This window comes from Polyangium jinanense (assembly GCF_028435365.1).
Genome location: NZ_JAGTJJ010000010.1, coordinates 74124 through 94303, shown reverse-complemented (window position 1 = coordinate 94303; position 20180 = coordinate 74124). Strand labels below are relative to the sequence as shown.

General features: G+C 68.8%; 11 protein-coding genes. 8 read left to right on the top strand and 3 right to left on the bottom strand.

Features of this window, described 5'->3' with window-relative positions:
- Window positions 1–190: 190 nt before the first annotated feature.
- Both KEG57_RS20325 and KEG57_RS20320 read left to right on the top strand, forming a co-directional pair.
- Window positions 191–3736, top strand: a complete 3546-nt coding sequence (locus KEG57_RS20325; RefSeq protein ID WP_272421288.1) for an FAD-dependent oxidoreductase — start codon at window positions 191–193, stop codon at window positions 3734–3736.
- The gene (locus KEG57_RS20320; protein ID WP_272421289.1) at window positions 3733–4707 is read left to right on the top strand and encodes a hypothetical protein; all 975 of its coding nucleotides are present in this window, start codon (window positions 3733–3735) and stop codon (window positions 4705–4707) included. The genes KEG57_RS20325 and KEG57_RS20320 overlap by 4 nt, the downstream gene beginning before the upstream one ends.
- A gap of 9 nt (window positions 4708–4716) precedes the next feature.
- Here KEG57_RS20320 and KEG57_RS20315 read toward each other — a convergent pair whose 3' ends face one another.
- Entirely contained in the window at window positions 4717–7134 is a 2418-nt protein-coding gene (locus KEG57_RS20315; protein WP_272421290.1) for a TonB family protein, read from the bottom strand.
- Between the two features lie 132 nt (window positions 7135–7266).
- Here KEG57_RS20315 and KEG57_RS20310 point away from each other — a divergent pair, with 132 nt between their 5' ends.
- The 5 genes from KEG57_RS20310 (at window position 7267) to KEG57_RS20290 (ending at window position 14204) form a co-directional block, all read left to right on the top strand.
- Window positions 7267–8268, top strand: a complete 1002-nt coding sequence (locus KEG57_RS20310; protein WP_272421291.1) for a hypothetical protein — start codon at window positions 7267–7269, stop codon at window positions 8266–8268.
- 397 nt (window positions 8269–8665) lie between these two features.
- Complete coding sequence (ppdK, locus tag KEG57_RS20305) at window positions 8666–11425, top strand: pyruvate, phosphate dikinase (RefSeq protein WP_272421292.1); 2760 nt, start codon at window positions 8666–8668, stop codon at window positions 11423–11425.
- 220 nt (window positions 11426–11645) lie between these two features.
- Window positions 11646–12404: an SDR family oxidoreductase gene (locus KEG57_RS20300; protein ID WP_272426925.1), complete on the top strand. Its 759-nt coding sequence runs from the start codon at window positions 11646–11648 to the stop codon at window positions 12402–12404.
- A gap of 107 nt (window positions 12405–12511) precedes the next feature.
- Complete coding sequence (locus KEG57_RS20295; protein WP_272426926.1) at window positions 12512–13432, top strand: GNAT family N-acetyltransferase; 921 nt, start codon at window positions 12512–12514, stop codon at window positions 13430–13432.
- A gap of 49 nt (window positions 13433–13481) precedes the next feature.
- Window positions 13482–14204, top strand: a complete 723-nt coding sequence (locus tag KEG57_RS20290; RefSeq protein ID WP_272426927.1) for a PspA/IM30 family protein — start codon at window positions 13482–13484, stop codon at window positions 14202–14204.
- Between the two features lie 12 nt (window positions 14205–14216).
- Here the strand turns inward: KEG57_RS20290 and KEG57_RS20285 are convergent, their stop codons facing one another.
- Window positions 14217–15050, bottom strand: coding sequence for a formylglycine-generating enzyme family protein (locus KEG57_RS20285; protein WP_272458698.1), 834 nt, complete (start codon window positions 15048–15050; stop codon window positions 14217–14219).
- Window positions 15051–15155: 105 nt separating this feature from the next.
- Window positions 15156–17654, bottom strand: a complete 2499-nt coding sequence (locus KEG57_RS20280; protein ID WP_272458697.1) for a hypothetical protein — start codon at window positions 17652–17654, stop codon at window positions 15156–15158.
- A gap of 420 nt (window positions 17655–18074) precedes the next feature.
- Between KEG57_RS20280 and KEG57_RS20275 the strand changes: the two genes are divergently transcribed.
- Window positions 18075–20105, top strand: coding sequence for a S53 family peptidase (locus tag KEG57_RS20275; protein WP_272458696.1), 2031 nt, complete (start codon window positions 18075–18077; stop codon window positions 20103–20105).
- The last annotated feature ends 75 nt before the right edge of the window (window positions 20106–20180 follow it).

The window sequence follows — 20180 nt, the reverse complement described above, 5'->3', positions numbered from 1 at the left end:
TGGTACACCAAGACGCACCCTGAAGTCTACTTCAATTGCACGCAGGCTCCGCGCTCGGCCAAACGTTGCTCTGAGCTTGCGTGGCTTCTCGCAAGACGTTTACCATGGCCGGTGGCTCCCGACGGCCCTCCCCGCGGGCGTGCGACACGCGCGACCTGAGGAGGGGGCTCTCGCGGAGGCGGAGCGAGTGATGTCCGGATCAGCACCGACCAGAAAGAAAAAGATCGCGATCCTCGGCAGCGGCGTGGGCGCGATGACGGCGGCATTCGAGCTCACGAGCGTCCCAGGCTGGAAAGACGAGTACGACGTGACCGTCTATCAGCAAGGGTTTCGCCTCGGCGGCAAGGGCGCGAGCGGTCGCAATCGCAAGGCCTCCGATCGCATCGAGGAGCACGGGCTGCATGTTTGGCTCGGCTTCTACGAGAACGCCTTCAACATGATGCGGCGCTGCTACGAGGAGCTCGGCCGCAATCCAAACATGCCCCTGTCGAGCTGGGACGAGGCGTTCAAGAAATTCTCGTACGTCGGCGTGATGGAGAGCATCGAGGGGGAGGATGCGGGAATCCGCGGCCTCGAAGTCGATCCGGACTGGGTTTTCTGGATCGAGCATTTCCGGGAAAACAAGCAGACGCCCGGGCAAGGCAAGGAGTTCTTGTCAATCTGGGACATCGCCGGGGAAATGATCGGCCTCGCGCTCCACGCGTTCCAAACGTCGCCCTTCGGCCCGCCCCAGGGCGCGCCCGTTCCGGGGGCAAACCCGGATAGCGCCGCGTCGCAAACCCCTCCCCCCGAAAATACTTCGCCGCCGGTCGGTCTGGCCTCCGCGGAGGGAGTGCGCAAGGAGAGCTTCCTGGCGGACATCGCCACCATGACCGTCGGGGTCGTGGGCAGCGCGCTCGGCCTCGTGGCGCGTCGCTCGAACGCATCGAGCCAGCGGCACCGGACGCGGCTCGTCCTCGGTCCCACGACCGCGCACCTGCAGCTCCTCCGCGCACGGGAGCTCGCCCGGGCCTCGCACGAGCACGGGTCGACCATCTGCGAGATCCTCGCCGACCTGAGGGAGTGGTTGTGGGACGAGATCGAGCACATCGTCGAGCAAAACACGGTCCTCCGGCGCCTGTGGATCCTGATCGATCTCATCACGGCCGGTGTGCGCGGCGTGGTCTTCGACGGGGTCCTCGAGCACGGCTGGGATGTCATCGACAAGTACGATCTCGTCGAATGGCTGCGCCGCAATGGGGCGAACGAGCTCACGCTCCGATCGGGCATCATCCGCGGCACGTACGATTTCGTGTTCGCTTACGAGAAGGGTGACCCGCGAAGGCCGAACATGGCCGCGGGCGCGATGGTGCGCGCCATGCTGCGGATGCTCTTCGAGTACCGCGGGGCGATCTTCTGGAAGATGCAGGCCGGCATGGGCGACGTCGTCTTCGCGCCGCTCTACATCGTCCTGAAGAGCCGCGGCGTGCGCTTCGAATTCTTCCATCGCGTGACCAAGCTCGAGCTCGACGCGTCGAAAACGGAGATCGAGCGAATCCGCATCGACCGGCAGGTGTGGATCAAGCCGCCCCCCACGGGGCCGCAGGAGCCGCCGCGCCACGAGGACGACGCCCCGATCCAGCAAGCGCCGCTGGTCTTGGAGACGGACGAGCCCCCGCCCTCGGAACAACCCAAGTCGGTGCGGCCGGCCCATCTCCGCGAATATTATCCGCTCTTCTCCACGAAGGGCCTGCTCTCCTGGCCGAGCGAGCCGCTCTACGAGCAAATCGTGGACGGCGACGCGCTGCGGGCGGGCTGGACGAAGCTCAATTACAACCTCGAATCCTTCTGGTCCTCGTGGAAGCCCGTCGAGAAGCGCGTTCTGAAGAAGGGCGAGGATTTCGACATCGTGGTCCTCGGCATCGCGCTCGGCGCGCTGCCGTTCATCTGCCAGGAGCTCATCGAGCACAGCCGGCAATGGCAGGACATGGTCGAGCACATCCCCACCGTGCAGACCCAGTCCATGCAGCTCTGGATGCGCCCGAGCCTCCAGAATCTCGGCTGGAACGGGGCTTCGTCGTGCGTCGCGGCCTATGCGCAGCCCGAGAACACGTACTGCGACATGACGCACCTCATCAATCGCGAGAACTGGCCCGTGGGGACGCCGGAAGACCCGAATCGCGATTACCCCGGCAGCCTCGCGTATTTCACCGGCCCGCTGCTCGACGCGGACCTCCTGCGCCCCTTCCCGGTCGCCTCGATCCCCGTCTCGGCCACGCACCTGCCCCCGCCGCAGCCCCCCTTCGTCGGCGCGACCGACGCCCCGGTGAGCCTGTTCGCGCCTCCTTCGTCCACGGCCACCCCGACGGGCATCGCCGCGGCCGCGCTGCAGAGGGACGGGCTGCCCCCGCCCTGGGATCACGATTTCCCGCGGAGGATGCACGAGGCGGTCCGGCGCACCTCCATCGAATGGCTCACGAAAAACCCCGGCGTGCTCTGGCCGCTCGCGACCACGACCCACGACGAGGACGAGCTCAACTGGTTTTTCCTGGTCGATCCCCGGCACCGCGACGGCAAGGCGAGGTTCGACGCGCAATACTGGCGCGCGAACATCGATCCCTCCGAGCGCTACGTCATGTCGCCGAAGGGCTCGACCCATTATCGCCTGCATTCGGACAAGTCCGGCTTCGAAAACCTCTTCCTCGCCGGCGACTGGACGAAAAACGGGCTCAATACGGGCTGCGTCGAGTCCGCGGCGATGTCCGGCATGCAGGTGTCACGCGCGATCTGCGGCTTCCCGGAGAACATCGTCGGCGATTACGACGTGCGAGGCACCACGCCCGCGCTGGGCCCCCTCGAGGTCCTCGGCGATTACGATGGCGCCGTCATGGTCATCTTCCTGCCCGAGAACGACGTGCGGCGCATGCTCCCAGCCGGGCTCGAGCTCGAGGAGCAGGAGATCACGCCGCCCGGCTTCCATCCGCTCGTGATCACGCTCGGCGCGCGAGAAGGCGCGCGCTTCTCGTTCCCGCGCTCGCTGCTCCATCGAAATTACCTGGAGGTGATGAACGCCATTCCCTTCGTCCGCATGACGGGTTTTTCCCTCGGGCGCGGTCCCTTCACGTACGTACCGCGCTTCTACGTGACCGATCCGCTCATGGCGGGCGGCGGCCTCTTGTTCTGGGGCTTCGATACCGAGCTCGCCAGCGTCGAAATCAGGGACAAACGCAGCACCTCCACGCCCGAGCGGCTCTGGCAGGTCCGCTCGCCGCTGCGCCGCTTCTGCGCGCTTTCGGCGTCGATGCAAGGGCGCGAGGCGTTCCGCAGCCTCGAAGATTGGCTCGACCGGGGCCCCATCTGCAAATTGCCGATCCGCAAGGCCGGGCTCGACCCCGCCTGCAGGACGGGGGCGATCGGTCACAACGTGAAGGCCATCTCGTCGATGCTCTCGCAGCCGATCCTCACACGCTCGGCGCGTGGCCTCGGGCCTTTCGTTTCGGCCTGCCTCGACTGGGGGCTCGGGCGGTGCGAGGTGCGCCCGCTCGACGGCCGGGTGACCCTCGATGACGAGTATCTCGCGGGGCCGATGCGCGGCAAATACGACATCACCGGGTTCGACGCCACCACGAGCCGTTCGTTCGGCTTCCAGATTCGCACGCGCTGGAAGCTCTCGCTGCCGGCGCCCTCGGGCCTCGCGTCGCGCCTCGTCGAGCTCGGGCAGGGCAAGAACAAACTCGCGCTCCGGAGCCTCTTGTGAGCGCGGGCGTCGGAAAATACGTCGAGCGCCCGGACAACCAGGCGCTCGCGCAGCCGCTCGCGCTTTCGAGCGCGACGCTCTATCTGTTCCCGGTCGAGGCGGACGTCCGCCGCCTGCAGGTGGTCTGCGATCGGTTCCTGAATCGCCCGTCCTTCGGGGTCTGCGATTATCGGGTGTATTCGTCGCGGGTCGTCTTCACCCTCGCTCGATTCGGCGTCATGCGCCCCGAGAGCGCGCCTGACGCCCAGCGGGGGTTTTTCTCGGTCGCCGCGGGGGGCGTCTGGATCCCCGCCCTGTCCACGCGCCCCACGGGGCCGAGCCCCCTGGCCAATCGGCCGGTGGTTTTCCCTTATTACTCGTTCTTCGACGAGGGACATGCCGTCGTGACGGGGCGCGAGGTATGGGGTTTCCCGGGCGAGCTCGCGCACCTGGAGGTCCCGTACGACGCGGCTTCCGCGAGCGTGTTCCGCGTCTCGCCGGTCGTGATCGACCGGTTCGGTCCACGGACCCTGGGGCGCACGGAGCAGCTCTTCCAGATCACGAAAGTCCCCGGGACGAGCCGGGCGCTCTTCGACGAGGTCTGGGACGATCCGCAGGCGGCCGCAGCGGGTTTGTCGGACCGGCTCTTCGGTGGGCGGGAGAGCGCGGAGCCCGAATCCGCCGTGCGCCTCGATCTTTCGCGATCGATGTCGTCCGGCCTCACATTCGCGCTGCTGAAGCAATTCCGTGATGCCGAGCGGCCCGAGAGGGCCTGTTATCAATCGGGCGTCGAGGCGCGCGCGACGATCCAGCGTTTCCGCCGGGCCGGCGTGCTGGATGGCCGCTTCGCGTTGAACCTGAAGGTGGCCGACAGCCACCCGATCATCGAGGAGATGGGGCTCGCCACGGGCTCGTTCGGCGATCTCGTCGGGCTGTTCGTGGACATGGATGCCGTGGTGGAGAACGGCGTCGAGCTCTGGCGCGCGCCCTGATACGAGCCGCTAAAGCCCGCCCTCGACGCCGATGCTCGGCACGGTGACCGGTCCGATCTCCTGGGCCTCGCATTCGGTGGAGCCGCAACTGACGCCGGTTTGCTCCTTGCTGAGCGTCGCGTTGAGCATCTCGATCACGAGCGAGACCCAGCCGCGCTTTTTCAGGTCCCAGCGCTTTTCGATGCGCGCGTCGATACGGAAGAAGGGATCGGTGCGGCTCTTGCCCCAGATCGCGGCGGTCTCGGCCGCGATGGGTAAACCCGTGTAGAAAACGACACGCGAGCCGAGGCGCCAGCCCTTGCCGGCGTCCCAGGAGATCGCGCCATTCAGGACGTGGGTGCGATCGAATTGCGCCGGGCCCGAGGAGAAGCCGATGCTCCGCGACGAGCGGGAGAGCGTATAAGCGATGTATCCGCCGAGCCGCTCCGTGAGCTTGCGGCGGATGTAGATCTCGAGCCCCACGGCGGTGCCGAGGGATCGATCGGTGATCACGTTCGCGTCGTCGTCATCGTCGTCCTCCTCGTCGGTCGGCGGCCCGCCGGGGCCTCCGGGGCCTCCAGGGCCGCCGGGTCCTCCGCCGGGGCCGCCGGGACCTCCTCCTCCGCCGCCGTTCGCCCGGCCAACCGAATCGAGCGCGTCGGCCATGTTGAAAAAGCCATTGAGGAAAAACGTGCCCGTCGCCTCGAAGCCGAACGGCAATTTCACGTCGAGGCCCGTGCTCGACTGGACGCTGCGCTGCAAGCCGCCGGCGAGCTTCCCGATGGTGAGGCCGGGGACAGGCAAGACGAACCCGGGCGGCTGGTGGGCGAGGCCCATCGCGGAGACGAGCTTGAATCGGGGCGCGATGGGGACCTTCATCGCGAGCCGGACATCGGCGCTGATCGCGGTGACGCCGCCCGAGCCCCAGAGGTCGACACGCGCGCCGGGGGTGAATTCGACGCCGCGGCCCGCGTCGAGGACGGCGTCCGCGTAAAACCCGACCGCGGTGTCCTGGCGCGGCGGGAAAAACTGGTCGAGGAACGTCTGGAGATCGCGGCCGTCGTCGTCGTCCGTGCCCGCGACGAGGTCGTAATAATCGAAGTTCGCGTCGACGCCGGCCCGGATGAGCACGGATTCGCTACGGCGGTGAAGGATCTGGCTCCGCGTCGAGAAGAGGAAATCGCGCGCGAAAATGCCCTCCTGGCCACCGACGGCCGTGCGGTCGTAGCCGAACGAGATGGCCTGGCGAAGGCGCGTGCGAGGGCTGACGTCCTTGTCGTAGCGGAGGTCGATCCGGTGGAACTGGACGTCGAAGAGGCCCTGCTCGACGCCGTCGAGCTCGGCGCCAAGGTAATCGTGGGCGCCGAATGCGAAGAGGGTGAGGCGATCCGTGGGCGTGACGTCGAAGGTCGCGCGTGCCTGATAGTCCCAATAATTGAGGGTGGTTCCGGGCGCGAGCAGGGAGAGCGCGGCCGCGGTATACGAGAATCGGCCGCCCGCCATGACGGTGGCGCGATCGCCGATCGGGGTCTCGACCATGGCGCCGGCGTCGAAGACCCGGATGTTCGCCTCGCCGTGGAGCTCGCTCTTCGGCTTGGTCGTCTCGCCGGCGACGATGCCGCCGGCATAACGACCGAATTGCGCAGGGTAGCCGCCGGGATAGAGGTCGACCCGGTCCACGATCGCCGGATTGACGACCGAGGGGCCGAGGGCGAGGTGATACAGATAAGGGACGCGGACGTTGTCGAGGAAATACCCGACGTTGCCGGGGGGCGCGCCGCGAATGTAAAAAAAAGGCAAACCCGAGAAGATGGGCGTGACGCCGGGGAGGGATTCGATGGCGCGGAAGGGATCACCGAATGCGCCTGGCAAGACGCGGACCTCGGCGCGGCCAAGCGAGGAGGTCCCGACGGCGCGGCGTTCGCCGAGCGCAAGGACCTCGATCGGCGCAGGGCCCGCCGGCTTCGGCGTCGCGGTCGGCTTTTTGCCGGGTGCGCCGTCCTTCGGCGCGGCGCCGTCTTCGGGCGCGGGAGGGGTCTCCTCCTCGGCAGGCGGCTCCGGGGGCGTGAAGTGGATGAGGACACGAATACGCGCGGGGATGGGTTTTCCGTTGCGCGTCGCCGGCTCGAAACGCCAGGACGGCGCGGCGCGGGACGCGGCCTCCGTGAAGGGCGCGTCGCCGGAGACGACACGCGCCTCTTTGACGCTGCCATCCGCCGCGACGGTGACGTCGAGCAGGACGTCGGCTTCGCCCGTGAGGCCCGGCTGGGTCGGATAAGCAGCCTCGAGCGCGGCGAGCGGGCGAGGCGGGACGAGGACGGGCGCCGCGGGGGGAGGTGCGGCAGGGGGAGCCGGCGCAGGTTTCGGGGGTTCGTCAGCGCGCGCAACCCCCCCGAAGAGCAGGGAGGCCGAGGCCACGAGGGCAGAGATGGGGGCTGCGCATTTCATCGGCTGGTTGCTACATCATACGCTTCGCGTCCGAATATGTAAAAATGTGTCAAGAGCACGGTTCCACCAAAGCGGAAGGTGGCGAGCGCCCGACCCTTGCTTGGTCGCTGCGCGCAGGTGTATCGTCGCCGCGTGCTGGAAAGTCGTAGCGGATGTGACGTTCGAGCGCGGTGGCGCCCGGATTCGCTGGGGCTCGGGCTCGCCTCGGCCGTGCTTCTCTTCGGGGTCCTCGCCTGCACGCCGAAAGCACGCGACTACACGAGCGGCACAGGCGGCGCAGGCGGCGCGGGCGGCGCAGGGGGGATGGGCGGCGCGGGCGGCAGCGTCCCCTGCCCGGAGACGCATCGTTGCGCGGTCCCGCCGCCGGACGGATGGTCCGCGCCGGCCGCCGTCGTCACGGGCGTCCCTTCCCCGGCGTGCCCGGAGAGCTTTCCGACGCTGCTCGTCGACGTGCGCGACGATATCGCCGCCGAGCCGGCGGCGTGCGGCTGCTCGTGCGGCGCGCCGAGCGTCGATTGCGGCAACCTCCTCCTGCTCTACCATCAATCGTGCGGCGCTCCTGTCGGTCTGGACGTGGCGTCCGGGCCGCCGAACACGTGCCTCGATTCGACGCCCAAACAGAACTCGGTCCACGCTTACTTCAACGAGGTCATGGGCCCCTGCACGCCCGCGCCGACGACGACGCTCCCCGAGCCATCCTCCCAAAGCGCCGTTCGCGCCTGCGGCGGCGCGTCGACGGACGGGGTCTGCGAGGACGGCCTGCTCTGCGTGCCCGAGCCCGTCACGCCATTTCGTATTTGTGTCGTCCGCGGAGGCGAGCACCCCTGCCCGCCCGGGTATCCCGACCGCGCCATCCATTACGAGGGCGTGAACGACACGCGCGCTTGCACCGAATGCACGTGCGGCGCGCCGGCGGACGCCAAGTGCAGCGCGTCCGTGCAAGGATACAGCGACGCGTGCGCCACTGCGACGTCCGCGCTCGTGACGGACGATCAATGCACCTCGTCCTTCTCCTATTATACGTACACCACGCCGGAGGTCACCGAGCCGGGCGCGTGCCCGCCGGGCACCGTCGAGCCGACGGGCACGGTCGAGCTCGCCGATCCCATCACGTTCTGCTGCTCGGTCGATTGACACCCCGAGGCTCGCCCGTGACCCTCGGCCAAGGTCGGCAGATAGGCCGAGGCTCGCCCGTGACCCTCGGCCAAGGTCGGCAGATGCGCCGAGGCTCGCCCGTGCCCCTCGCCCGAGGTCGGCAGATAGCCCGAGGCTCGCCCGTGACCCTCGCCCGAGGTCGGCAGATAGCCCGAGGCTCGCCCGTGACCCTCGCCCGAGGTCGGCAGATTGGCCGAGGCTCGCCCGTGACCCTCGGCCAAGGTCGGCAGATTGGCCGAGGCTCGCCCGTGACCCTCGGCCAAGGTCGGCAGATTGGCCGAGGCTCGCCCGTGACCCTCGGGCCGCTCGCGATGCCTGGGAAACACCCTCTCAGATCTCGCTTGCGCTCACAGCCCAACCCATGGAAGAAGCCGCCATGGCGAAGCGCATCTACTTCTTCGGGGGCGGTCAGGCCGACGGCGACGGAACCCAGAAGCCGCTCTTGGGCGGCAAGGGCGCAGGGCTGCACGAAATGACCCGGCTCGGGATCCCCGTGCCGCCGGGCTTCACGATCACCACTGAGGTCTGCACGGCCTTCTTCGCCTCCGGCGAGCGAATCCCGGAGGGCCTGCTCGACGAGGCACGCGCGGCCATCCGTCGGGTGGAAGAGATCGTCGGCACCCGCTTCGGCGACCCCGAGAACCCGCTGCTCGTGAGCGTCCGCTCCGGCGCGCGCGCCTCGATGCCCGGCATGATGGACACGATCCTGAACCTCGGCCTGAACGAGGCGATCGTGGCCGGGCTCGGCGCGCGCACGCAAAACCCGCGCTTCGCCCTCGACGCCTACCGCAGGTTCATCGTGACGTACGCGGACGTCGTGCTCGGGATCCACCGCAAGCGCTTCGACGACGCGCTGGAGATCGCCCGCCGCAAGGCCGCGGCCGCGCGCGGGATGGTCGAGGCGCAGAGGCTCACGGTGGCCGAGCTCCAGCGCAAGTTGCCCGACTCGATGTTCGACGAGGAGACGCTGCGCTCGCTCGTGAAGGAGCAACGCCGCATCGTCCAGGAGGAGACGGGGACGCCGTTCCCCGACGATCCGTGGGCGCAGCTCGAAGGCGCGATCGTCGCGGTCTTCCGGAGCTGGAACAACAATCGCGCCAAGACGTACCGCAAGATGCACGACATCCCCGAGGCGTGGGGCACCGCGTGCAACGTGCAAGCGATGGTCTTCGGCAACCTGGGCGAAGACTCCGGCACGGGCGTGGCCTTCACGCGAGACCCGTCGACGGGCGAGAAGCGCTTCTTCGGCGAGTGGCTACCGAACGCGCAAGGCGAGGACGTGGTGGCCGGCGTGCGCACGCCGAACCCCATCGCGAAGGGGCAAGGCAACGACGAAGGCTCGCTCGAGGTGCGCATGCCCGAGGCCTACGCGGAGCTCGTGCGTACGCAGGAGCGGCTGGAGAAGCACTTCCGCGACATGCAGGACCTCGAGTTCACCGTGCAGTCGGGCAGGCTTTATCTGCTCCAGACGCGAAACGGGAAACGAACGGGGCGCGCGGGCGTGCGGATCGCCGTGGAGATGGCGAAGGAGGGGCTCATCGATCAGCGCGAGGCGGTGATGCGCGTCGACCCGGCGTCGATCGAGCAGCTCCTGCACCCGACGATCGATCCGAAGGCGCCGAAGACGCTTCTGGCGCGAGGCCTGCCGGCGAGCCCGGGCGCGGCGAGCGGGCAGGTGGTGTTCCACGCGGACGAGGCGGAACGAAAGGCCGCGCAAGGCCTGCCCGTGATCCTCGTGCGCGCCGAGACGTCGCCCGAGGACATCCACGGGATGAAGGCCGCGAACGGCATTCTGACGGCGCGCGGCGGCATGACGAGCCACGCGGCGGTCGTGGCGCGCGGCATGGGCAAGTGCTGCGTCGCGGGGTGTTCAGCGGTCGCCGTGAGTTACGAGACGGCCACGATGACCGTGACGATCTACGACGAGCTCGGTCGGCCCACGGACACGGTGAGCGTGAAGGGCGGCGACGTGATCACGCTCGATGGAGCGACGGGATCGGTCTACCTAGGCGCGATCCCGACGGCGCCGGCGTCGCTCTCGTCGGAGTACGAGGAGCTCATGCGCTGGGCCGACACGGCGCGGCGGCTGAAGGTGCTGGCGAACGCGGACACGGGCGCGGACGCGCGGACGGCACGCTCGTACGGGGCCGAAGGAATCGGTCTCTGCCGCACCGAGCACATGTTCTTTGACGACAAACGAATTGCCGCGGTGCGTGAAATGATCCTCGCCCGCGACGTGGACGCGCGGAAAGCGGCGCTCGCGAAGCTCCTGCCCTACCAGCGCGAGGACTTCACCGCGATCTTCCAGGAGATGGCGGGGCTGCCCGTGACGATCCGCCTGCTCGATCCGCCGCTGCACGAGTTCCTGCCGCAGGAGCGCAAGCAGATCGAGGACCTGGCGGCGACGATGAAGGTCCGTCCGGCGGAGCTCGTGCGCAAGGTGGAGGAGCTGCACGAGCTGAACCCGATGCTCGGTCACCGCGGCTGCCGCCTCGGCGTGACGTTCCCCGAGATCAACGAGATGCAAGCCCGCGCGATCTTCGAGGCCGCGTGCGACGTGGCCGAGAAGGGAGCGCCCCCGAAGCTCGAGATCATGATCCCGCTGGCCATGACGCGGAAGGAGCTCGCGCTGGCGAAGGCGACGATCGAGCGGGTGGCGAGCGAGGTGTTCGCCGAGAAGGGTCGGTCGGTGTCGTACCTGTTCGGCACGATGATCGAGCTGCCCCGCGCCGCCCTGCGCGCCTCGGAGCTCGCCGAGGAGGCCGAGTTCTTCAGCTTCGGCACGAACGATCTGACCCAGACCACGATGGGCATCTCGCGCGACGACGCCGGGAAGTTCCTCGGGGCCTACGTCGAGGCGGCCATCCTGCCGAAAGACCCGTTCACGAGCCTCGACACGGAAGGCGTGGGCGAGCTCGTGGCGATCGCCTGCGAGCGCGGCCGCAAGACGCGGCCGAACCTGGAGCTCGGGGTGTGCGGCGAGCACGGCGGCGACCCGTCCTCGATCCGCTTCTTCGAGCGCGTGAAGCTCGACTACGTGTCGTGCTCGCCGCTGCGCGTGCCGATCGCCCGGCTCGCCGCGGCTCAGGCGGCCCTCACCGAGGGCGGCGCGACGACGCTTCAGACGACGGCCTAGAACATCGATCGGTTTGACAACCGATCGATGTTCTAGGCTTCTTTCGTCCCGAGGGGGACGCCTCGCGTCCCCCTCTCGTCCGGGCAAAGCCCGGACGATTCACCCCCCGAGGCGAGCTCGCTTCGCGATCTCGCAGAGCGCCGAACTGTTCGGCGCTCTAGTCGCCCACGGCGGGGGGGCCTTGCCTTTCAGATGATGTGCATCATATGATGCCCATCCTATGAACACGAGCGCGACGAGCGACGAGCGCGGCGGGAGCGATCCCGCGGCATGGATCGTGGGCGCCGGCGACGGGACGGGCGGCGCCATCGCGCGCCGCTTCGCGCGGGGAGGCTTCGTCACGTGCGCGACGCGCCGCAACGCGGACAAGCTCGCGCCGCTCGTCGACGCCATCGCCGCGGCCGGCGGCCGGGCGCACGCCATCGGGTGCGATGCCCGCAAGGAAGACGAGGTCATCGCGACGGTCGAGCGCATCGAGCGCGAGATCGGTCCGATCGAGGTCTTCGTGTTCAACGTGGGCGCGAACGTCCCCTGCAGCATCCTCGACGAGACATCTCGCAAGTACATGAAGATCTGGGAGATGGCCTGCCTCGGCGGGTTCCTGACCGCGCGCGAGGTGGCCAAGCGCATGGTGGCGCGTGGGCGCGGTACGATGCTCTTCACGGGCGCGACCGCGAGCCTGCGCGGCGCGGCGAATTTCGCGGCGTTCGCCGGCGCGAAGCACGCGCTGCGCGCCCTCGCGCAGAGCATGGCACGGGAGCTCGGCCCGCGGGGCATTCACGTCGCGCACGTCATCGTCGACGGCGCGATCGACACCGCCTTCATCCGCGACAACATGCCCGCGATCTACGCGAAGAAGGACGAGGGCGGCATTCTCGACCCGGACCACATCGCGGAAAACTACTGGCACCTCCACAACCAGCCGCGCGACGCGTGGACGTTCGAGCTCGATCTGCGCCCGTGGATCGAGAAGTGGTGAGAAGCGCTCGGAGCAACGGGACGAAGTGAAGCGGAGCCGAGCGCGGGGAGTGTCTTTCCTCCGGCCGCAAGGTGGCGCACATTCATGGTCGCCACACGGATCCGACCATGCACATCACCTCTCGGCCCTACGCCGGCCTTGCCGATCTGCACGCTCTCCAGCGCACGATCACGGCCTCGTGGCTTCTCGCGCGGCCATTCGTAAACATGACCGTGGGAGACGTCACGTGGTGGATGACGGTCTCGCCGCTCGAAGTCGACTGGACGACGCGGATCCGGTTATGGGAGTCGGGCGGCGACGTCGTCGCCTGGGGCGGGTTTCAACCACCAGGTGAGCTTCTCTGTCATCTCCGGGCCGACCTGCCGGCCGCGCCTCGTCGCGCCGTCGTCGCCGAGCTCGTCGAATGGCTGACGGAGAGGATCGTGTCCCACGCGGAGGCGCCGAGCCACCTCACGACCCACGTCCTCGACACCGATCACGGGCTGCGAGAAGAGCTCCGGTCGCTCGGGTTCACGCCCGCCGACGAACCTTCGTACAGCCACTTCATCGCGCCCCTTTCCGAGAGCCCCGCCGCGCCCGTGCTCCCGCCCGGCTACACGCTTCGCCACGTCCGAGGCGAGGACGAGATCCCGGCGCGGGTGGAGGTGCATCGCGCCGCCTTCGCGCCCTCGCGGATGACGGTCGAGAAGTACCAGCGGCTCGTCACCAGGGACCTCTACGCCTTCGAGAGGGATCTCGTCGTCGAGGCGAAAGACGGATCGTTCGCCGCATTCACGATGGTCTGGTGGGATCCGGTGGCCCGCATCGGCGAGTTCGAGCCGGTCGGGACCCATCCGGACCATCGGCAGAAGGGCCTCGCCAAGGCCGTGAACCTCGCGGGGCTCCACCTGCTGCGCCGGCTCGGCGCGCCCGAGGCTCTCGTGTTCTCGAGGCCCACGAACGCCGCGTCGGAGGCGCTTTACGCCTCGGCCGGCTTTCGGCGCGTCACCGTGCATCGGCCCTGGACGCGCCCGCTCTCGGCTCGGTGATCCAAGCCCCACGCTTTACAGCCGCCGCTCGCCGGTGCACCTTTGCCGCATGGGCATCTTCGACCGGATGGGCAAGGTCATCTCGAGCAACGTCAACGCGCTCCTCGACAAGGCGGAAGACCCGAAAAAGTCGGTCGATTTGATCGTCGAGGAGATGAAGGACCAGATCCGCGCCGCCCGCAAGGAGCTGGTCGAAGCGGTAGCGGCCGAGAAGGTGCTGCGCAAGAAGGTCGACGAGATCGACGCCGAAACGACGAAGTGGGAGCGGCGCGCCGAGCTCGCCCTGAAGGCCGGCGACGAGTCGCTCGCGCGTGAGGCGCTCGTGCAGAAGAAGCGCATCATCGCCGAGCGCGACCGCGCCGAAGCGCTGCGCGCCGAGCAACGCGCGGCCGCGCTGAACATGAAGCGCGAGCTCGAACGCATGGAGCAGAAGCAGCAGGAGCTCGAAGCGCGCAAGGGGACGATCGCCTCGCAGCTTCAGCAGGCGAAGGCCGGCGGCGGCGCCGAGGGGCTCGGGTCGCGCAGCAGCACGGGCGGCGCGTTCGCCGAGTTCCGGCGCATGGAGGACAAGATCGAAGGCAAGGTCGCCGAGGTGGCCGCCGCCCGCGAGCTCGACGACGCGCTCCGCAGCGGCGGGATGTCCGACATGGAGCTCGAATCGAAGTTCGCGCAGCTCGAAGGCGGCGGGACGATCTCGAAGGACGGCAAACCGTCGAACCCCGAGATCGACGACGAGCTCGCCGCGCTGAAGAAGAAGATCCGGATCGGCTGAGCGACGCCGCGGTCAGGGCAGGTCGGCGCAGCAGCGGAAGCCGGTGTTCGCATTGCTGGACCCGCGCGCCAAGGTCGTGCTCGCGGAAGAGCAATCCATGTCGTGCTCCGAGCTCGTGTAGCCGCCTCCGCGGCGCCGGCAGGGGTTTTCCGCGGGCGTGGTGCCCTCCGTATCGTTGCAGGAATCTTCCCACTCCCACACGTTCCCGCTCATGTCGAAGATCCCCGGGAACCCACCCTCGCACGTCGACAGGCTCTTGACCGGGACGACTTTACCTTTCTCGGCACCCTGGCCATTGCAGCTCGTCGGATCGTACACGTCAGCGTAGGGGTGGAGCTTCGCGCCCCCACCCGTACAGGCGTTGTGCCATTGGCTCTTCGTAGGATCGCCGGCGGATTCGGTGAACGGCAGGGCCTCCCCGCCGATCTGGCCGCAAAGACGCTTGCCGTGTGCGGCACAGAATGCGAATGCGTCACACCAGTCGATGTTGGCCACTGGCCGGTCGTCCGGCGACGGCGCGCCCGACGGAGCAAACGTCAGGTTCGACTCGCATTCCATAGGCTGCTGCACCATCGGTCCCGACACCACCCACTCGAGGTACTGAGCGTTCGTAACCTCGGTGCTGTCGATGCAGTAAAATTTCCCCCCGACAGGAGCCTGCACCTTCACCATGGTCGGCGTGTCGGGGTCGTCGGGACAACCGTTGGAGCCACCGCCCGTTCCGCCGCTGCCGCCCGTCGCGCCTGATCCGCTCGGTCCGGGCGGCGGAGCGTCGATGCTCCCACCGCCAAAACAACCGGCCGCGATCACGAGCGGGCAAGCAATGAGCAAAAAAGAAACGGCCACGCGCATGAGTCCGACGATGACACACGTCACCCGCGAACCGCAACGGGGGAGCGATGACGCGGACGAAACACGCGCGTCGTCCGCCCCACGCCGAGAGAACGCCGGCTACTTCGCCGTGTTGCGACCAAGCGCCACGACGTTGTCCACCGCGCTCGCGCCCCCCTCGCCCACCGTCACCTTCACCCGAGGTTTCGCCCGGAGCAGGCTCACCACCAGCGTGAGACCCCATCCATCCTCGCTGCGAATTTGCACGGCGCCGTGGCTGTCCTCGATGGACATGATGAGCCGCCCGAGCACCTCGAGCCCCGGCGGCGCCGCGCCCGGCGCGATGAGCACGCGCTGCAGCGCCGATTCGGGCAGGCCAAAGCCGAGGCTCCAATCGAGGATCGAGAGCTCGACCGCGGTGCTCGTCTCCCGCACCGAGATCACCGGCGGCTGCGCCGACGGCGACTGACCCGCCGCCTCGACCATGAACGCCTCGAGCGCCCGTTCGAGCGCGGCCCTGTGCCCGATCACGTGGCCCATGCCCCGCATCGGCTCGATCTTCACCTGCCGCCCCGTCGCCCGCGCCGTGCCCGCCACCGCCTGCGCGATCACCTCCGAGAGCGGGAACGCGCTCAGCGGATCGTGCGTCGGCGCCGTCGCGAGCGCGCGGACGTTCGTGGGTTTGTCCTCGGGCTGCTCGACGACCGACGCGACGTATCCGACGATCGAGGAGAATCCATCGGCCTTCTGCCGAAGCGCGCGGATCGTCAGGACGAACGCCGGCGACGTGCCCGGCTGGCTGCGGCCCGTGATACCCGACTCGCTCTGCAGCACCTCGGCCATGCTCGTCGCGGCCTCCTCGGCGGTGCAGCCGGTGAGCGCGACGAGGATCTGGCTCAGGTGGATCGATCCAGGCGGGAGCGCGCCGTCGGCCGACTCGGGCGGGACGGAGACGCCGCGCGCGCCGAGCCAGCGGCCGAGCTCGCGGCTCGCGAGCCGCACGTCGCCGAGCGCGTCCGCGTAAAAGAGGCCCACCGGGGAGCTTCGCAGCACCTCGCTGAACGTCGCGATCTCCTTCGCGGCGCCGTCCGCGCGTTGCACGAGGCGCTCGGACGGCGGCAAGGGCGCGTCGAGCAGGCGTGATCCCGAGATCGGCTCGCCCTCGCCCGCGTTGCCGAGGCGGCGCCTGCGCGCGATGAGCGCAAGCTCGCGCGCGAGGCGTTCGACGCGCTCGGGCGCCTTGGCGAACGCAGCCTCGGCCTTCGGGCCGCACAGGAACACGTAGCCTTCCGTCTCGCCGAGCGCGATGAGCGGCACGACGAGCGAGGGCTCGCCGGGGTTCTTGAGGAAATCCGTCACGAGGTGGGGCGCGGCCACGCCGTGCTCATTGATGAACGGCCTGCGGCGCACGTCGCGGCGACGCTCGCCGATGAGGTGCTCGCCGACGTCGCCGTCGTCCCAGAACCTGAGGTGCCACTGCGAAGACGGGAGCTCCGCGACGAGCACGAAGTCGGAGGGGAAGAGGCGCCCCGCGAGGCGGCCGAGCCGGGGCCAGAAGACCGCGTCGGGCTCGGTCTGCACGCGGCGGAAGATGCCCTCGCGGCCGAGCAGATCCGAGGTGCGCGTGACCGCGCGTCGCCAGCCCGAAAGATCGAGCGAGAGCGCAACGATCGCGCCCGCGACGATGCCCGCGGCGATGCTCGCCGTCGGCAGGAGGCCCCGCGCCATCGAGGCGGCGAGGATCCCTTGCCCGAGGATCGTCGCGAGGAGGCAGACGCCGAGCGTGATCAGCGCGCCGCGGATCGACGCGACCCTTCGAACGAACGCGAGGAGCAAGACCGAGAGCGCAGCGACGAGCGCGCTGATCCAGCGCGGCGCCTCGCGCCTCGCGCCGCCGTCGAGCAGACCGCCGAGCGCGGAGGCCACGTGCGTGCCCATCGAGATCTGGGGCGCGCCCGCGGCGCGCGCGCGTGGCTCGAACGGCGAGTCGAGCGCGACGATCACCACGCGCCCCGCGGCGACGGAGGGCGGCGTTCGTCCGGCCACGACGTCGGCGAGCGAGACCTTGGGCACGCTCTCGGCCGGCGCGGGCACGATCCACGGCGCCTCCGCGATCCCGAGCGCGGAGAGCGCCGGCCGATCCGCGGGTGGGGCCGTGAAGCCCACGGCTGCGCCTTGCGCGCCGACGCGCACGATCCCTGGCGGGAGCGTCTGGATCGACGCGGGCGTCTCCGCGGCCGGTTGCTTGCGGTTCACACAAAAGGCGTCGAGCGGCGGCACGAGGAGCACGCCGCGTGCGTGGCCCTTTTCGACGAGATCGGAGAGCTCGCCGAGGCAATCTCGTTCGGCGAGCGTCTCGGGCGAGGCATGCACGACGAGCACGTGCGACGAGGGGCTCCGGCCTGCGATCGCGCGCAGGGTGAGCTCACGCGCCTCGTCGTCGGCGCCGCGGAGGGGCGCGATCGCGGCCGTGATTCCGGCGACGAGGATGGCCGTCGCTTCGAGACGGGCGCGGCTCGAGAGGCGCGATCGATCCTTCTCGAAGGCCATCGGCCGCGGGGCGCGGAACGGCTTCGGTATCTTGCGTGCTTCGAGCAGGCGTCGGGCGAAACTTCGCATCGAGGGGGTACGGGTTCAGCGTGTGCGGCAATTTTCCTGCCATCGGACCGATGCCAGGCAGAGCTCACCCGTCTCGCTGTGGAAACGTCGATCGTTGCACTTTCTCGATCCTGGAAAATCGACCGGCATGCTCCCGGGGCTGCCCTTACGGGCCTTTCCGCTGCGGTCTGGAGTCCTCGCCTTCGATGTCTCCAGTCCTCACGCAGCGTGGCCTTTATACCTCAAAGTCCTGGTTGCGTGGGCGGAACCGTAGCCCGGTCCTCGATGCTACCAGGGCCCACGCCCAGGCGCCCATTTCTCGACGGCGTCCGAATATTGCTTTCTTTTCAGATATTTGAGTGACCCTCCGCCCTGGACGCGTGCTGCGCATCACCCGGAATTGGTGGATTTTTTTCTCCCATGGAGGGAGCATCGCTGACCATGCTGTCCTTGCGATTTCCTTCCACCACGGCGCGGGTGCTCACGCTGCTCGCCCTCTTCAACGGCGCGGCGTTCGCCGCAGTCAGCTGCAGCGGAAGCTCCGGGGAGACTCCTCCCGGCGGCACCGCAGGCTCCGGCGGGACCGCCCAAGGCGGCCAAGGCGGCATCGGCGGTCAAGGTGGCCAGGGTGGTCAAGGTGGCCAGGGCGGTCAAGGTGGCCAGGGTGGTCAAGGTGGCCAGGGCGGGACCGGCGGCGTCGGTGGCCAAGGCGGGACCGGCGGCATCGGTGGCACGGGCGGCGGCGAGGCTGGCGCGGGCGGCATGAGCACGTCGACCTCGAGCTCGTCCAGCAGCTCGTCGAGCTCGTCCAGCAGCTCGAGCTCGTCGAGCGGCGCGGGCGGCAGCGAGGTTCCGGACGGAGGCGAATTGCCCGACGTGCTCCCCGATTTCACGGACGCCGAGCTCGCGCCCGTGACGAGCATCGACGGCATCCCGAACCCGCTGCCGGGCGTCTACATGGACCTCGGCCCGGCCAACCTGAACGCAAAGTTCCGCTCGCTGATCGCCTTCCCCATGCGGGACAAGGCGGTCCTCGAGGAGACGATCGCGAACATCTACAACCCGGGCCACCCGATGTTCCGGGACTACATGACGGCCGACGAGTGGATGGCCCAGCACGCGCCGCCCGAGATCGATCTGCACCTCGTCAAGATCTGGCTCGAATCCGAGGGCTTCACGGTGCCGTTCGTCGCGACGAACCGTCTGCTCATCGAGTTCCAGGGCACGGTCGCGAGGTTCAACGAGGTCTTCCAGACGACGCTGCACGTCTTCGAGCGCGAGAACCCGCAGCAGGGCAACCCGCCGATCGACGTGTACGGCACGCTCGAGCCGCTGAAGGTGCCGACCTGGGTGGCGCAGCGGATCGGCGGCGTGATCACCGCCGATCTCGCAGCGTCCACGACCCCGCTCACGCCCGAGGGCGGCGGCATCGTGGTGCAGCCGCAGACCGTCCCGACGAACCGGCAGTCGCCCGCGAAGATCGCCAAGGCGTACGGCGTCGATCAGCTCTACGGCATGGGCTACCGCGGCCAGGGCATGAAGCTCGGCGTCACGGTCGGCGCGATGTTCCGTTACAAGGATCTGCAGTCGTTCTGGCAGTCCTTCGGCATCATCCGCGACGATCCGGTCGTGACGTACACGATGGAGCCGCCGTCGACGCGTTACATCGAGACGACGCTCGACGTGGAGTGGGCCGGCGCGCTCGCGCCGGGGGCGACGCTGATGGTCTACGCGGGCCACGACGCGCGCAACACGTCGATGGTCTACACGTTCAACGAGGCGATCGCCCGCAACGAGGTTTCGGTCATCACCGACTCGTTCGCGCATCGCGAGGACTCCGAGCCGGCGCCGGTGCGCATCCAGTACCACGACTCGGCGATGCAAGCGGCGGCGCTCGGCATCACGGTCGTGGCCGCGACGGGCGACTCGGCGCAGATCGACACGCCCTCGGCGAGCCCGTACGTCACGGGCGTCGGCGGCACGCGGCTCTTCTGGAACGCGAACGGAACGCTCGCGTACGAGACGAACTGGTACGCGTCGGGCTGCGGCGACTCGCTCACGTTCCTCCAGCCCACGTGGCAAGCGCCGTACGTCACGAACGTCGAGATCAACGCGCCGCCGCGCCGAGCGACGTCGGACCTCGCGGTCCACGCCTCGCAGTACGCGGGCTACTACGTCTTCTATCTCGGCCAGTGGGAGCCCGGCTACGGCGGCACGTCGTTCTCGTCGCCGGTCTTCGGCGGGCTCATGGCCGTCGTGAACCATTACCGTGCGGCGAACAACCTGCCGCAGGCCGGCTGGCTGAACTCGATCCTCTACACGAACGCCGCCGTCAAGGCGTCGTTCCGCGACATCACGCAGACGGATCCGGACGGCACGACGCCGCCCAACAAACTGCCCAAGGCGGGATGGGATTATCCGACAGGATGGGGGGCGCCGAACGCGATGGGGCTCGCGCTCACCCTCCCCTGATCCAGGATCATGCGTTAACTCGACAGCGCGGCCCGGCCGGCGCGAAGATCATCCTTCCTTCGCGCCGGAGCTCCT

What these genes read in the sequence shown, in the direction of transcription:
- KEG57_RS20275 (WP_272458696.1), top strand. Translation starts at nt 18,075, where the DNA reads ATGCTGTCCTTGCGATTTCCTTCCACCACGGCGCGGGTGCTCACGCTG.
- KEG57_RS20315 (WP_272421290.1), bottom strand. Translation starts at nt 7,134, where the DNA reads ATGAAATGCGCAGCCCCCATCTCTGCCCTCGTGGCCTCGGCCTCCCTG.
- KEG57_RS20290 (WP_272426927.1), top strand. Translation starts at nt 13,482, where the DNA reads ATGGGCATCTTCGACCGGATGGGCAAGGTCATCTCGAGCAACGTCAAC.
- KEG57_RS20325 (WP_272421288.1), top strand. Translation starts at nt 191, where the DNA reads ATGTCCGGATCAGCACCGACCAGAAAGAAAAAGATCGCGATCCTCGGC.
- ppdK (WP_272421292.1), top strand. Translation starts at nt 8,666, where the DNA reads ATGGCGAAGCGCATCTACTTCTTCGGGGGCGGTCAGGCCGACGGCGAC.
- KEG57_RS20280 (WP_272458697.1), bottom strand. Translation starts at nt 17,654, where the DNA reads ATGCGAAGTTTCGCCCGACGCCTGCTCGAAGCACGCAAGATACCGAAG.
- KEG57_RS20295 (WP_272426926.1), top strand. Translation starts at nt 12,512, where the DNA reads ATGCACATCACCTCTCGGCCCTACGCCGGCCTTGCCGATCTGCACGCT.
- KEG57_RS20300 (WP_272426925.1), top strand. Translation starts at nt 11,646, where the DNA reads ATGAACACGAGCGCGACGAGCGACGAGCGCGGCGGGAGCGATCCCGCG.